Source organism: Bradyrhizobium manausense (assembly GCF_001440035.1).
Classification (GTDB): Bacteria; Pseudomonadota; Alphaproteobacteria; order Rhizobiales; family Xanthobacteraceae; genus Bradyrhizobium; species Bradyrhizobium manausense.
In genome coordinates, this window is the sequence record NZ_LJYG01000004.1 from 164,443 (window position 1) to 178,074 (window position 13,632).

Here is a 13,632-nt window from a genome sequence, read left to right on the forward strand (position 1 = left end):
CCGAGCGCAATCCGGTCGTGTTCGTCAAGCTGGCGCCTGATGCCGATGGCCTCTATCGGGCCGTCTCGGTGCATGCGGCTCCTGTCGCGGTCACGGCGCCCGAGGTGCTGATCCGCGGCCGCGTCAGCTATTCCTGCGGCTCAACCGGCCGCATCTTCTGCGACAGGCTGACGATCCGATACGGCCTGGAAAGCTATTTCGTGCCGGAAGGCGAGGGCAGGAAGCTCGAGCAGGCCCGCAACCAGCAGAAGCTGCGAATCGTCGCCGCCGTGCTCCCCTCGGGCCGCGCCGCGATCAAGCGGCTGCTGCTCGACGGCGAGCCCGTGTATGAGGAGCCGTGGTATTAACCAGCTTGCGCCTTCAACGCCCGCCGCAGCACATCCCACATGCGCAGATCATTCATATGCGCGACGTTGAAGCGCAGGAAGTTTTGCGCGGTCTGCGACACGCTGAACACATTGCCCGGTGCCAGCACCACATCCTCTTCGAGCGCAGCGCGCGCAACCGCCGTGGCATCCTGTCCGTCGGCGAGGCGGCACCACAGGAAGAAGCCGCCGCGCGGCATCAGCCAGGGCTCGATGCCGAGCGCCCCGAGTTTTCGCGCCACGTCGCGACGAGCCCGCGTGAGCTTTTGCCGGAGTTCGTCCATGTGCTTGCGATAGCTGCCGCCGACCAGGACTTTTGCGATGATCTCGGTCGCGACCGGGCTCGGGCCGCCAAAGCTGGTTGCGACCTGGAGATCGACGAGATGCTCGACCCAATCGGCCCGCGCGGCGATGTAGCCGCAGCGGACCGAGGCGGAGAGTGTCTTGGAGAAGCTGCCGATGCGGATCACACGGTTCAATCCATCGAGCGCGGCCAGGCGCGGCGATCGCTCCGGCTCGAAATCGCTAAAGATGTCGTCCTCGATGATGGTGAGATCGTGTGCGGCAGCCAGGGTCAGAAGCCGGTGCGCGGTCGGAAGCGACAGCGTCGCGCCGGTCGGATTGTGCAGTGCTGAATTGGTGATGTAGAGCCGCGGCCGTTCGGCGGCGAGGATCTGCTCGAAGCTGACGACATCGGGGCCCGACGGCGTATAGGGCACGCTCACGATCCTCGCCTGATGCGCGCGCAGCAACGCACGGAAATTGAAATAGCAGGGATCGTCCACCAGCACGGCGTCGCCGGGACGCAGCAGCAAGCGGCAAATCAAATCGGTGGCCTGCGTGCCGGAGCCCGTCAGCATCAGCTGATTGATCGAGGCCTCGATCTCGTCTTCGGCGAGGCGCGTGAGCAGCAGCCGGCGCAGCGCCAGCGAGCCGGAGGTCGAGCCGTAGTTCGTCAGCACGCTGGCGTCGCTGCGGGCGAGCGCGCGGGTGGCACGCCGCAGCGCCGCGTCCGGCATACACTCCGGCGGCAGCCAGCCGCAGCCGGGCTTCGGCACGCCCGCATCCGTATCGAGCGATTGCCGGGAGACCCAGAACGGATCGACGGCCCGGTCGCGGCGCGGCTCGGCCTGGGTCAAGGCGAGCGGCGGCGTGACAGTCGGCGAGACATAGAAGCCAGAGCCGCGGCGGGCGCGGACCAGCCCTTCGGCGGCGAGGCGATCATAGGCTTCGACCACCGTGGATGGCGAAACACCCATCGTCGCGGCCAGGCTCCGGATCGATGGCAGCCGGTCGCCGGCACTGAGTGCGCGGCCGGCCACCTTGGCGCGGATCGCGCTCATCACGTCGACGGTCCGCGTGCCGCCACGCCCCTTTGTCTGCGCCCCGCCATCCAAGGTGTATGACCTTCCATGCCCATACAGTTTTGCGGGATTGTATGGGATTGTCGCTGGTTTTGCCATCGGCCCGGACCGAAGGTCGTCGCCCAAAAAGGCAAGATGGACATGCAATCTGCGGGCAGCGGCTGGGGCAACGGGCTTCTCGGCGTCATCATCTTCAGCGGCTCACTGCCGGCGACGCGTGTGGCGGTTGGCGGCTTCTCCGCGCTATTCCTGACCTCGTCGCGCGCGATCATCGCCGCGCTGATCGGTGCGGCCGTGCTCGGCCTGCTGCGTCAGGCTTGGCCCGAGCGGAAGGATCTCGGCTCGCTCGCCATCGTCTCGATTGGTGTCGTGGTCGGCTTTCCCCTACTGACTGCGCTGGCGCTTCAGCACATCACCTCGGCGCATTCGATCGTCTTCATCGGCCTTTTGCCGCTGTCGACCGCGATCTTCGCCGTGCTGCGCGGCGGCGAGCGGCCGCGGCCGCTGTTCTGGCTGTTCGCCATCCTCGGCAGCGCCACGGTCGCGGGCTTTGCGCTGTCGAATGACGGATCGGCGTCGCTCACCGGCGATTTGCTGATGGTCGCGGCGATCGTGCTGTGCGGGCTCGGCTACGCCGAAGGTGCCGCGCTGTCGCGCCGGATCGGCGGCTGGCAGGTGATCTCCTGGGCGCTGCTGCTGGCGTTGCCGCTCATGCTGCCTGTCATGATCTGGACCTGGCCTCAGGCATGGAACGGCGTCGGTCTGCCTGCCTGGATCGGCCTCGCCTATGTCTCGATCTTCAGCATGTTCGTCGGCTTCATCTTCTGGTATCGCGGCCTTGCGATCGGGGGCATCGCGCGCGTCGGCCAGTTGCAACAGCTCCAGCCGTTGTTCGGGCTCGCGCTGGCTGGCTTCCTGCTGCACGAGCCGGTCGCATGGAGCATGATCGCCGCGACCGCGCTCGTGGTCGTCTGCGTCTTCTTCGCGCGACGATACGCCTGAGGGTCTCGTCTCACCCCTGGGCCATCACCGGCCGAGTCTGCGCGCTTCTGGCAAACTTCTTCAGCGGCATCGGCTTGCCGAACAGATAGCCTTGCACGAGGTCGAAGCCGAGCTCGTTCACGGCCATCAGGTCGGCCCGGCTCTCGACACCTTCCGCGACGGCGCGGGCGCCGTAGCCGCGCGCGAGCTCGACGATGTGACGGCACACCGTGCGCTTCAGGCGGTCATTGCCGCAGCCCGTGACGAATTGCCGGTCCGCCTTCAGCTTGATGAAGGGAATTTTGTCCAGTCCCATCAGCTCCGGCCAATTGGCGCCGAGATTGTCGACCGACAGGCCGATATTATGGAAGCTCATCTCGCGCGCGATATCGGTCAGGAAAGCGAGGTCGTGGATCGCTTCATTGCTGGCGATCTCGATCGTCAGCCCGCCAAAGGCGGGATGTACCGGCATGCGGCGGCAGAGATCGCGCACGGCCTGCGGCTCCTTGAGATAAGGCGCGGGCAGGTTGATCGACAGATCGACCGCGCTCTGCTGTTCCAGGAGATAGTGCCAGTCCTGCACGGCGCGCTCGATCACGAATTCCGACAAGTCGCGGAAATGCGGATCGTGCTCCTCCGGGATGAAATAGGCCGGTGGCACCACACCCCAGGTTGGGTGGCGCATTCGCACCAGCGCCTCGGCGCCGCGGCGAACCAGCGAGCGCGCGTCGATTTTCGACTGGTACCAAAGCTCGAGCCAGCCCGCATGCAGGGCCTCGCCGACATGCACGGCCGGGCTCGGGGCCGGCTCCTCGGGCAGCAGCATCGCAACACGGTCGCGCAGCGTGTCGGCGGCAAAGGGCGTGGTGAGCGGCGGCAGCATCGTGAGCCCGTACTCCTCGCCGACCTGCTGCACGGCTTTCACGATGATCGAGTCGCGTGCGCCGACAGCGAGCACCTTGCCGTCGAAGCCTTCGCGCACCAGAACCTCTAGGAATTGGCCGGGCTCGATGCCGTCGGCGGCGATGCCGAGCAGGATCAGGTCCGGCAGATCGGTGGCCAGCGTCGCCTGCAGCTCGCTCGCACCGCTGCATTCGCTGGTGACGAAGCCAAGATCCTCGAGCACCTCGCTCATGAAGGCACGCAGATGGCGCTTGCTGTCGGCCACGCATGCGCGCGGCATTATTTTCCGTCGTCCGAAGGTCCTCAGCCGCCCCCCGGCGAGCTCACCCATCCCATCGTTCATCGCAGACCGCTCCCGTTTCGTTGCAGTCGAGTTAACGGAATGTGGGGCGTCAAAGTATGGAGAGCTTCACAGGAATCTTGAATTATCCTGATAACGTTAAAGCTCGCAACATTTGTAAAATTGTCCGAATTCTCTTCGAGAAGTTTTTACATCCGCCTGCGCGCTGCGTGCAGCTATGCGCTAAATCCGGTGAGAGTTTGCGAGGAGCGCACCGCCGATGCGCGCAGCCGGTGTCCCGCAATTGGGCGAAGCCGGCGCGCACTTCGCCCAATTGAATAACGCCGGCCTCAATTGGCTGTGGCTTTGTCGTGTTCGGCCATGCCGACTGCCTTGTAGTCATAGGTCGGATAGAATTCCGTGCGGTACGGACCCCACGCTGTATCCTCGATGATGCGGTTGACTTCGCGTAAGCGCGAAGCCGGCAGGCGCAGCGTGACCACCTGGCCGATGCCCATCATCACGTTCCAGCTCACGACCTCCACGCCCGCGGGTGGAAAGGCTTTGCGAAAGCCCTGCTTGTCCAGCTGAGCGTTGAGCTCACTGAGTGGACGCGACTGGTCGTGCTTGAAGAAGATTGTGAGCAGGACGGCATTGTCGGCGGTCGGCGCGGAAACGCCCGGAGGCGGCGCCGTCTGCGCCATCGCCGCTGACGCGAACGCGCCCAGGAGCCACGTCATCACGGTCAATGTCAGGCGGATCGATTTCATCGCCAATGTCCTTCCATGCAGCATGCGATGGACAGGAGGATAGAAGCGATACGCCCAGTCCATGAATTCATTTTCGCGCGATGCGCGCAAGTTCCCACGCTGCGCGTGACGGTAATGCGGCAACTCGCCCGGTCCGACGGCAGAAGCGTGTGAAGCACCTCACACGCCTGATGCCGCCCATGCGCTATTGCTGCGCGCGGCCGGTGGTGGGCTATCAGGGATTGCAGCTATGTCGATGCGGCGGATGATCTACTGGTGGTTCAGATTCGTGATGTCGGGGCGATTTCTTGATCGCTTCCTGACGCTGCCGCACACGCCCGAATAGAATCTCGAGGAGTCAGGTCACCCCGATCAATTTGCGAAACGCCGCTGCTCCATCCTGCACGGCGTCGCGGCCCTTCCAGGCCAGATAGCTCAGCTTGCCGCCCAGCGTGTCCTGGCTGCGCAGCCGCCGCGNNNNGACATTGGCGGGGAAGCGGCTGACCTCGGCCGCTACCAGCGCCGCGATCGCGTCCATCAATTGCTGAAGCCGGACACCCCATTCGCATCGCTCGATGCCGTCGATCCGGACCTTGAGCGAATGTTCGGCGTCGTAGATTTCGGTGAGCAGGTCGCGCGCGACCAGGAACCGGTTATGGCGGAGCGCGATCCTCAAGGCGAGGCGCTTGTCGTCGAGCCGGTCGAGCACCATGGGAACGACGCAGGCATAGGGCGCCGCTGCAACCTCGTCCGCGCTCTTGGTCGCGGCCCCCTTGGTTGCAAGATATATGAGCCGCCAGAACGTCTTCAGGCGCCTCGCCACCAATGCGAGCGCAAACGGCAGCGCATCGGGATAGGACTTCTTGAAGCCGTCGAGTTGCGCGGTGATTTGCGCGATCTGGCTGTCGTCGAATTTCGTGATGGTGTCGGGCAGCTTGGCGTTGAATTTCGGCAGCGCCTCGCCGGCGCGCAGCACCTGCAGCATCTTCTTCACGTCGTCGAAGGCGGTGCGCGAGGCCGTGTATTGCGCGAGCTTGGCGCGCGCGAACTCCGTGCTCTCCGGCGAGGCGAGCGTGTTCTCGAGCACCTTGACGACCTTGCCCTGGAAGTTCGTTGCGATCTTCAGCACTTCCTTGGGATTGTTGGCGGTGACCTGGTCGTTGATCGCCCTGACGTAGTCGCGCGCCATGGTCGGCAGCAGGTCGCGGCAGATCCATTCCCAGATCGGGGTGAGCGTGTTGCGCGAGATCCGTCCCGCATTGGCATGCTCGGGCGCCCCGTCGATCAGCAGCAGCTCGAGCGGTGCGAAGAAGTAGCGCGATGGATTGGTGGCGCGCGCCTGGTTCGATCCATCCTTGCGGAATTCGGCGCGCAGCTTGGCCTGGATCTCCGCTGAGCCCGGCATGTCGATGCCGCAGGCTTCAAGCCGCTCGAGTTCGCTCAGCAGACAGCTGCGCGACAACGGCGTCAGCTTCTGCAGGAACTCCGAAAGCTGGTCGATCTCGTCCATTGCACGCAGTCTCTTGCAACGTTTCCAGCAGGCCTGTCGGCCCGATGCATGGAGGCATTCGCGCGCTCTCAATTGTGACAAGAGAAGCAAGCCGCCGTTAATTTATCCGTAAAATGGGGGACGCCGGGCCGGCCGGTGCTGATCTCGTTAAGGATGTCTTTGGAGGTTGCCCGCGAAACGGGCAGGCTCAGCAACTTTTGCGACGGCTTGAGCGACCTGACACAAGCATAAATTGTGCCTGTGCCGGCATTCCAGCACAAAACCGACAAAATCACCGTAGTCTTACGGAGCAAAAAGTTAACCACAGAAGGCCTCGGGTTCCGCTAAACGAATCACATGGGGTCACAGAACGATACGGTTGCTGATTCGCGGCCGTCGGAAAGGTTCGAAAGCAGCGCTTCTGCGCGTGAAGAGCTCGATTTCGTCCGTCTCAATGCCGCCCGTGCCAAGGCGGCCGACGAGATGGCCGCGGCCATCGCGCGCGAGCTCAACGGCCCCCTGACCGCGTTGCTGCTCTATATGGGCGAAATCAAGCATCACAGCGACCAGCTTGCGCCCGCTTCGAACGAACGCGCCTATTTGCAGCAGGTGGTCGCGAATGCGCTGGCCCAGACCGAGCGCGTCTGCGGCGTCGTCAAGCAGCTCGCCGGCTCGCACAAGGCCGGCTTGCCCTCTTCGTCCATCACCGAGGTTCCCGAGCTGCAGGCCGGCCACGCGTTGCAAGTACCGCGCGAGGCAGGCTCCGAGCTCTCGAGCCTGTCGGGCAAGCGGCTGACCAGGCGTGAGCGCGAAGTACTGAGGCTGATCAGCGAGGGTTTTTCGAACAAGCAGGGCGCGCTGCGGATGCAGATCAGCCCACGGACGTTCGAGAGCCATCGGGCCGAAGCGATGCGCAAGCTCGGCGCACGAAACACCGCCGACCTCGTCCGCGCTGCGCTGCTGCATTCGATCGATTGAGCGTGTCGTCTGGCGCCGCCTCTGCGGCGGCGCCACTGCGCCTAGAAATAATCTTCGGCGAAGGGGCGCACACGCGAAGTCGGCCGCAGCATCTTCGGCTCTTCCTTCGGCGTATTCGGGATGATGGTGATGGTCCAGCGTGGCGGGATGGTCGATTCCTGCTCCAGCACGGAGCGGACAAAACCCGTCACCGTGGACTCGCCCGCCTTCACCGTAGCCATCCGGCCGTTGAACTGGGCGATGCGGAAGCGACGGACCTCTTTCTGATCCGCGGTCTCATAGGTGAACATGGAAACCCTCCTGGTTTCCGGGGACTATCGCCACCTATGATTAGTCATCCGTGAAAATTGCAAACCGTATAAGTACGGCGAGGTATCCGGGGCCGTCAATCCCGCGATTCCTGCGCCTTTGCGTCGGCAAAGGCCGCGTCCAATTGCTGCAGAAGATCATCAAATTCAGCGGCGCCGAGTGCATCGGCTGTGCTTTCCAGCAGCGAGGCCAGCGACGCGAGCCTGACATAGCCAAACGTCCGGGCGGTGCTCTTCAGTGAATGCGCCTCGCGCCCGATCCTGGCCCGGTGCTGGTCGAGCGCCAGCGTGCGAAACAGTTTGAGCCGCGCGATAGTCTCGCGCCAGAACACCGTCCGCACCTCGCTGGCGCCGTCCTCGCCGATTTCGCGCACCAGCGCGTCGAACGCGCCGGCCTCGCGCAGCGGTTCGAGCTCGCGCTGGGACGCGGTTCCAGGCGCAGGCGCGAATGTGGTGTCGAACATGGTTGTCCCGGTCCCCGTTTGGCGGCGTCCGGGAGATTTACGTCATTCCGATTGCAGTTCTGGTCACGAGAAGCGCGGTGTTTGACGGCTGAGTTAAGCACTTGCTTTACCATCCGCCGCTCGGTGCGCGCCGTCAGGGCCCGAGCAGTCGATCGTACTGGGCTTTGACCGTGGCATAGCATTCGCACGCCGTCTGGCGCAGCCCGTCCAGATTGAGGATCTGGATGTGTCCGCGGCTGTAATGGATGAAATTGGCCTGCTGCAAAGTATTGGCGACCAGCGACACGCTGTTGCGCCGCGCTCCGATCATTTGCGCCATGGCCTCCTGCGTCAGCAGCAGCCGATAGTCGCCCGACAGATCATGGGTGTGCAGCAGGCAGCGGGAGAGTCGCGACTCCACCGGATGCGCCGCGTTGCAGCCGGCGGTTTGCTGGACCTGGGCGTAGACTGCGAGGCCGTGGCGAAACACCAGCGTTCGCAGGCTGGAGCTTTGCTCAGCCGCCACGCGCAGCCGGTCGAGCTCGATCACCGATGCGACGCCGGGAATGAGCACGATGGCGGTGTTCAGCGCGCATGCATCGCCCATGGTCGAGAGCGCGCCAAGCAGGCTGTCGCGGCCGATCATGGCGACTTGCACATGCTCGCCCTTGGCGAGCTTCACGACCAGCGAGATCACGCCGCGGTGCGGGAAGTAGGCGCGCTTGAGCGTCTCGCCGGTCTCCACCAGCACGGCGTCATGCGGCAGATCGACCGTGCGCAGATATGGGCGGATCAGTTCATAATCGTCCGTCGACAGCGCCGACAGGAGACCGTTGGAGGGGCGCACCATCGTTTCCAAAGCTGCCTCCCGTCTCGTCAATCAAGCAATCTTGGTTCGAAATCGATTCCTCGCTCAATAACAAGTTCCATCTTGTTCCCCGCAGGATAAGTTGGCAATCACAGACCTTACCGACAGCGCGATGTTTTGTTTCTCTGATGGCTTGTGTGCACTCCGGAATACAACGGGTCGAGCTGTCGACGGCCTCAAGGCGGGAGTCGCAGCAGCCGCGCGTGATGCGCCCTTACGGCGGAACAACAGTCGCAGGATGTCGCCTCCAGGGCGCACAGATCAGTGATTTCGATCTGGCCCCGGCTGTACCGGATGATTCCGGCGCGTTGCAGCTCATGCGCGACCAGTGAAACGGCGTTACGTCGTACGCCCATCATCTGGGCCAGGGTATCCTGGGTCAGCGGGAGGGCTTTCTTGTTGGACAGATCATAGGCGCGCAGCAGCCAGCATGCCAGCCGCGCTTCGACAGGATGAAGCGTATTGCAGAGCAGGGATTGCTGTGCGCGCGCGAACAGGGCTTGCTCGTGCCTGATAACCAGGCCGCGGAACCGGGCACTCGCGGCAGCAGCGTTGCGAAACGCCGAGATTTCAACGGCGGATGCGGTCCCGGGAAAGAGCGCGACGGCATCTGACAGCGCGATTCCGTCAGCGAGGGCTGCGCCGCCGGCGACGATGCTATCGCGTCCGATCATCGCCACCTCGATGGTCTGCCCTTCGGAAGGGCCTACGGTGATCGATACGGCTCCGTCATGTGGAAAGTAGACATGTCGCAGCGCCACATCAGCTTCACTCAAGACAGTTGCTCTGGCCAGTTCAATCGTGACGAGGTGAGGGAGCAACAGCTCGAAATCTGCTGCGTCGAGCATTTGCAGCAGCTGGTTGGGCGGTCGGCCGCTTGCGGTCATACAGGCGCGATCCCACGCATGCCATGAGATGTGTCGCGCCCTCGACACCCAGTTGCGCGGCGGCTAAATTGTATTTTATTGGTTGTGTTGCTGTCCATATACCTGTTGGAGGGCACCTGCGACGCCGCTGATTGCGATGTCCGGCTATTCCTTCGCAGATCTGAATTCGTCGGCGCCGGACTTTCTGAGAATGGCGCTCGAACTCGGCGCGGCGCGCTGCCTGCGCAAGCCGTTCACGCCGGATGCGCTGCTGGCCGCGATCAGAGACTGTTTCGCTGAGCACCATGCGGCCGCTGCGCGGCTCGGTTACCGCGTTACTGTTCGCGACGCCGGGCGGGCAAGAATCCGTTTACGGCGAGTGCGCGTCTTGCTGATGTCATCGGCACATCGACCAAACGCCGCGCATGCGATGCCAATCGCCGGTGATTTGATTCAATTGGCGCGGCCCTTACGTATCCGCCGGCATTGGCGGAATTTTTTCGCGCCCGTCGTGACGCTGTTATCCTCGCATTTACCTATCGCGTTTCGGGCCGAAGCTCCGTGCCGGACTTGCCGAAAGCCGCAGTCGCGCGTCCGTCGAATCGAAGACTTCTCTTCAATATCCGTATTAGCACGGAGGATGAAATTAACGGGACCGTGAAATGGGTTGTCTAACGATCTCGGAGCGGATTTCCGCCAATTGCTGGCGGCGCGGACGTCGGGGTCCAGCTCAGTAAGGCGTAGCTCATGGATGATCTGTTGCGGGAGTTTCTGACGGAGACCAGCGAGAGTCTGGACACCGTCGACAATCAGCTGGTGAAGTTCGAGCAGGAGCCGAACAACGCCAAGATCCTGGATAACATCTTCCGCCTGGTCCACACCATCAAGGGCACGTGCGGCTTCCTCGGGTTGCCGCGGCTGGAAGCGCTGGCGCATGCCGGCGAGACCTTGATGGGCAAATTCCGCGACGGCATGCCGGTGACCGGCCAGGCCGTGACGGTGATCCTGTCCTCGATCGACCGCATCAAGGAGATCCTGGCCGGCTTGGAGGCGACCGAAGCCGAGCCTGAAGGCAACGACCGCGATCTCATCGACAAGCTGGAAGCGATGGTCGAGCAGGGCATGGCCGCGATGTCAGGCTCGGCGCAGCCGATGCCGGCTGGCGGCTCCGCTCCCGTTGCTGACGCCCCGCCGCTGGTGCCGGAAGCGCCGCCTGCTGCTGCGCCCGCACCCGCCAAGGAGATGACCACGGGCTCGCTGGTCGACCAGACGCTGGAGCGTCCGCTCCGTCCGGGCGAGGTCTCGCTCGACGAGCTCGAGCGCGCCTTCCGCGAGACCGCGATCGAAGCGCCGGTGCCCGCGCCCGTTGCCAAGGCCGAAGTGAAGGCCGAAGCGAAGGCCGAGCCAGCTCCTGCCGCCGAAGCGCCGAAGGACACCAGGGCGCCCAAGGAGAAGGCCGCGCCGAAGAAGTCGATGGCCGACGAGAGTGCGAGCGAGGGCGAGCGCATCGCCAACCAGTCGATCCGCGTCAACGTGGATACGCTGGAGCATCTGATGACCATGGTCTCCGAGCTGGTGCTGACCCGCAACCAGCTGCTGGAGATCTCCCGCCGCAACGAGGACACCGAGTTCAAGGTGCCGTTGCAGCGCCTCTCCAACGTCACCGCCGAGCTGCAGGAAGGCGTCATGAAGACGCGCATGCAGCCGATCGGCAATGCCTGGCAGAAGCTGCCCCGCATCGTCCGCGACCTCTCGAGCGAACTCGGCAAGCAGATCGAGCTGGAGATGCACGGCGCCGACACCGAGCTCGACCGCCAGGTGCTCGATCTGATCAAGGACCCGCTCACCCACATGGTGCGCAACTCCGCCGATCACGGCCTGGAAACCCCCGCCGAGCGGCTCGCTGCCGGCAAGGGCGAGCAGGGCACCATCCGCCTGTCCGCCTATCACGAGGGCGGCCACATCATCATCTGCATCGCCGACAACGGCCGTGGCCTCAACACCGAGAAGATCAAGGCCAAGGCGCTCTCTTCAGGTCTCGTCACCGAGGCCGAGCTGGAGAAGATGAGCGAAGCCCAGATCCACAAGTTCATCTTCGCGCCGGGCTTCTCAACCGCGGCCGCCATCACCTCGGTCTCGGGCCGCGGCGTCGGCATGGACGTGGTCCGCACCAATATCGACCAGATCGGCGGCACCATCGACATCAAGTCGGTGGCCGGTGAAGGCTCCTCCGTCACCATCAAGATCCCGCTGACGCTGGCGATCGTCTCCGCCCTGATCGTGGAAGCCGCCGGCGACCGCTTTGCGATCCCGCAGCTCTCGGTGGTCGAGCTGGTCCGGGCCCGCGCCAACTCGGAGCACCGCATCGAGCGCATCAAGGACACCGCGGTGCTGCGCCTGCGCAACAAGCTGTTGCCGCTGATCCACCTGAAGAAGCTCTTGAAGATCGACGACGGCGCGGCCAGCGATCCCGAGAACGGCTTCATCGTGGTCACGCAAGTCGGCAGCCAGACCTTCGGCATCGTCGTCGACGGCGTGTTCCACACCGAAGAAATCGTGGTCAAGCCGATGTCGACCAAGCTGCGTCACATCGACATGTTCTCCGGCAACACCATTTTGGGCGATGGCGCTGTCATCATGATCATCGACCCCAACGGCATTGCCAAGGCGCTCGGCGCCGCCGGCTCCTCGGCCCATGACATGGCCGACGACAACAGCGCCCATCACATCGGCTCGGGCGAGCAGACCACCTCGCTGCTGGTGTTCCGCGCCGGCTCGTCGCAGCCCAAGGCGGTCCCGCTCGGTCTCGTCACCCGCCTGGAAGAGCTCCCGGCCGACAAGATCGAGTTCAGTAACGGCCGCTACATGGTGCAGTACCGCGAGCAGCTGATGCCGCTCGTCTCCATGGACGGCGTCACCATCGCCTCCCAGGGCGCCCAGCCGATCCTGGTGTTCGCCGATGACGGCCGCTCCATGGGCCTCGTCGTCGACGAGATCATCGACATCGTCGAGGAGCGCCTCAACATCGAGGTCGGCGGCTCGGCTTCCGGCATCCTCGGCTCGGCCGTGATCAAGGGCCAGGCCACCGAGGTGATCGACGTCGGCCACTTCCTGCCCATGGCGTTCGCCGACTGGTTCACCCGCAAGGAGATGAAGCCGTCGATGCATTCGCAGTCGGTGCTGCTGGTCGACGACAGTGCCTTCTTCCGCAACATGCTGGCCCCGGTGCTGAAGGCCGCCGGCTACCGCGTCCGCACCGCGCCGACCGCGCAGGAGGGCCTGGCTGCCCTGCGTGCGCAGAGCTTCGACGTGGTCCTGACCGACATCGAGATGCCCGACATGAACGGGTTCGAGTTCGCCGAAGTGATCCGCTCCGACAGCAATCTGGGCTCGATGCCGATCATCGGCCTGTCCGCCCTGGTGTCGCCGGCCGCGATCGAGCGCGGCCGTCAGGCCGGCTTCCACGACTATGTCGCCAAGTTCGACCGTCCCGGCCTGATCGCGGCGCTGAAGGAGCAGACCGCGGGCGCCGCCGGCGCCTCCGAGCTGAGCCGGGCCGCGGCATAGGGCAGGGACCAGGAGACACCGAAATGAGCAAGAAGACGCAAATTGGCGAAGGCGCCATGGTCGAATACGTCACCGCGATGATCGGCGGCCAGCTGTTCGGCCTGCCGATCTCCCGCGTCCAGGACGTGTTCATGCCCGAGCGCGTCACCCGCGTTCCCTTGTCCTCGCGCGAGATCTCGGGCGTGCTGAACCTGCGCGGCCGCATCGTCACCGTGGTCGACATGCGCGCCCGTCTCGGCCTGCCGAGGGACGAGGACGGCAAGACGGCGATGGCGGTCGGCGTCGATCTGCGCGGCGAATCCTATGGCCTCTTGATCGACCAGATCGGCGAGGTGCTGCGCCTGCCCGAGGACGGCAAGGAAGAGAACCCCGTCAACCTCGACCCCCGCATGGCCAAGCTCGCCGGCGGCGTCCACCGTCTCGACGGCCAGCTCATGGTCGTCCTCGACGTCGATCGCGTCCTCGAGCTCG

The 13,632-nt window shown here is 64.3% G+C and carries 12 protein-coding genes and 2 pseudogenes; 6 read left to right on the forward strand and 8 right to left on the reverse strand.

From position 1 onward, the window contains the following. Positions 1-347 (forward strand): GDYXXLXY domain-containing protein (locus AOQ71_RS46900; RefSeq protein WP_245316608.1); only part of this gene is annotated, 347 nt, incomplete at its 5' end. Here AOQ71_RS46900 and AOQ71_RS01380 read toward each other — a convergent pair. Next, a complete protein-coding gene (locus AOQ71_RS01380; protein WP_430648597.1) occupies positions 344-1,708 on the reverse strand; it encodes an aminotransferase-like domain-containing protein in 1,365 nt (454 codons plus the stop codon). The two genes, AOQ71_RS46900 and AOQ71_RS01380, sit on opposite strands and share 4 nt — an antisense overlap. A gap of 162 nt (positions 1,709-1,870) precedes the next feature. Between AOQ71_RS01380 and AOQ71_RS01385 the strand changes: the two genes are divergently transcribed. Continuing rightward, positions 1,871-2,731 (forward strand): DMT family transporter, encoded by an 861-nt coding sequence (locus tag AOQ71_RS01385; RefSeq protein ID WP_057740866.1) that lies wholly within the window; start codon positions 1,871-1,873, stop codon positions 2,729-2,731. Positions 2,732-2,741: 10 nt separating this feature from the next. On the opposite strand, the gene AOQ71_RS01390 is transcribed toward AOQ71_RS01385, so the two are convergent. The 3 genes and pseudogenes from AOQ71_RS01390 to AOQ71_RS49860 all read right to left on the reverse strand — a co-directional run. Then, positions 2,742-3,956, reverse strand: a complete 1,215-nt coding sequence (locus tag AOQ71_RS01390) for an EAL domain-containing response regulator (protein ID WP_057740832.1) — start codon at positions 3,954-3,956, stop codon at positions 2,742-2,744. A 287-nt stretch (positions 3,957-4,243) separates the two neighbouring features. Then, positions 4,244-4,663, reverse strand: a complete 420-nt coding sequence (locus tag AOQ71_RS01395; RefSeq protein WP_057740868.1) for a hypothetical protein — start codon at positions 4,661-4,663, stop codon at positions 4,244-4,246. A 460-nt stretch (positions 4,664-5,123) separates the two neighbouring features. Continuing rightward, a pseudogene (locus AOQ71_RS49860) lies at positions 5,124-6,152 on the reverse strand (hypothetical protein); the annotation flags it as partial. A gap of 336 nt (positions 6,153-6,488) precedes the next feature. Here AOQ71_RS49860 and AOQ71_RS01405 point away from each other — a divergent pair. Continuing rightward, positions 6,489-7,109: a helix-turn-helix domain-containing protein gene (locus AOQ71_RS01405; RefSeq protein WP_057740836.1), complete on the forward strand. Its 621-nt coding sequence runs from the start codon at positions 6,489-6,491 to the stop codon at positions 7,107-7,109. Between the two features lie 41 nt (positions 7,110-7,150). On the opposite strand, the gene AOQ71_RS01410 is transcribed toward AOQ71_RS01405, so the two are convergent. The 4 genes from AOQ71_RS01410 to AOQ71_RS01425 all read right to left on the reverse strand — a co-directional run bounded on the left by AOQ71_RS01410 (position 7,151) and on the right by AOQ71_RS01425 (position 9,615). Beyond that, entirely contained in the window at positions 7,151-7,399 is a 249-nt protein-coding gene (locus AOQ71_RS01410; protein WP_057740838.1) for a hypothetical protein, read from the reverse strand. A 95-nt stretch (positions 7,400-7,494) separates the two neighbouring features. Next, the gene (locus AOQ71_RS01415) at positions 7,495-7,881 is read right to left on the reverse strand and encodes an Hpt domain-containing protein (RefSeq protein WP_057740841.1); all 387 of its coding nucleotides are present in this window, start codon (positions 7,879-7,881) and stop codon (positions 7,495-7,497) included. Between the two features lie 133 nt (positions 7,882-8,014). After that, positions 8,015-8,710, reverse strand: coding sequence for a Crp/Fnr family transcriptional regulator (locus tag AOQ71_RS01420; RefSeq protein WP_205668183.1), 696 nt, complete (start codon positions 8,708-8,710; stop codon positions 8,015-8,017). Positions 8,711-8,904: 194 nt separating this feature from the next. After that, positions 8,905-9,615, reverse strand: a complete 711-nt coding sequence (locus AOQ71_RS01425) for a Crp/Fnr family transcriptional regulator (RefSeq protein WP_057740845.1) — start codon at positions 9,613-9,615, stop codon at positions 8,905-8,907. A gap of 109 nt (positions 9,616-9,724) precedes the next feature. On the opposite strand from AOQ71_RS01425, the pseudogene AOQ71_RS42220 reads away from it, so the two are divergent. From AOQ71_RS42220 to AOQ71_RS01435, 3 genes and pseudogenes are all read left to right on the forward strand, one after another. Further along, positions 9,725-9,895, forward strand: a pseudogene (locus tag AOQ71_RS42220) (response regulator); the annotation flags it as partial. A gap of 446 nt (positions 9,896-10,341) precedes the next feature. Then, the gene (locus AOQ71_RS01430; protein WP_057740847.1) at positions 10,342-13,161 is read left to right on the forward strand and encodes a hybrid sensor histidine kinase/response regulator; all 2,820 of its coding nucleotides are present in this window, start codon (positions 10,342-10,344) and stop codon (positions 13,159-13,161) included. 23 nt (positions 13,162-13,184) lie between these two features. Continuing rightward, a partial coding sequence (locus AOQ71_RS01435) for a chemotaxis protein CheW (protein ID WP_057740849.1) occupies positions 13,185-13,632 on the forward strand: 448 nt, incomplete at its 3' end.

Bases quoted from the DNA above. Each gene is read 5' to 3' on its own strand.
- AOQ71_RS01380 (WP_430648597.1), bottom strand. From the start codon at position 1,708: ATGAGCGCGATCCGCGCCAAGGTGGCCGGCCGCGCACTCAGTGCCGGC.
- AOQ71_RS01385 (WP_057740866.1), top strand. From the start codon at position 1,871: ATGCAATCTGCGGGCAGCGGCTGGGGCAACGGGCTTCTCGGCGTCATC.
- AOQ71_RS01390 (WP_057740832.1), bottom strand. From the start codon at position 3,956: ATGAACGATGGGATGGGTGAGCTCGCCGGGGGGCGGCTGAGGACCTTC.
- AOQ71_RS01395 (WP_057740868.1), bottom strand. From the start codon at position 4,663: ATGAAATCGATCCGCCTGACATTGACCGTGATGACGTGGCTCCTGGGC.
- AOQ71_RS01405 (WP_057740836.1), top strand. From the start codon at position 6,489: ATGGGGTCACAGAACGATACGGTTGCTGATTCGCGGCCGTCGGAAAGG.
- AOQ71_RS01410 (WP_057740838.1), bottom strand. From the start codon at position 7,399: ATGTTCACCTATGAGACCGCGGATCAGAAAGAGGTCCGTCGCTTCCGC.
- AOQ71_RS01415 (WP_057740841.1), bottom strand. From the start codon at position 7,881: ATGTTCGACACCACATTCGCGCCTGCGCCTGGAACCGCGTCCCAGCGC.
- AOQ71_RS01420 (WP_205668183.1), bottom strand. From the start codon at position 8,710: ATGGTGCGCCCCTCCAACGGTCTCCTGTCGGCGCTGTCGACGGACGAT.
- AOQ71_RS01425 (WP_057740845.1), bottom strand. From the start codon at position 9,615: ATGACCGCAAGCGGCCGACCGCCCAACCAGCTGCTGCAAATGCTCGAC.
- AOQ71_RS01430 (WP_057740847.1), top strand. From the start codon at position 10,342: ATGGATGATCTGTTGCGGGAGTTTCTGACGGAGACCAGCGAGAGTCTG.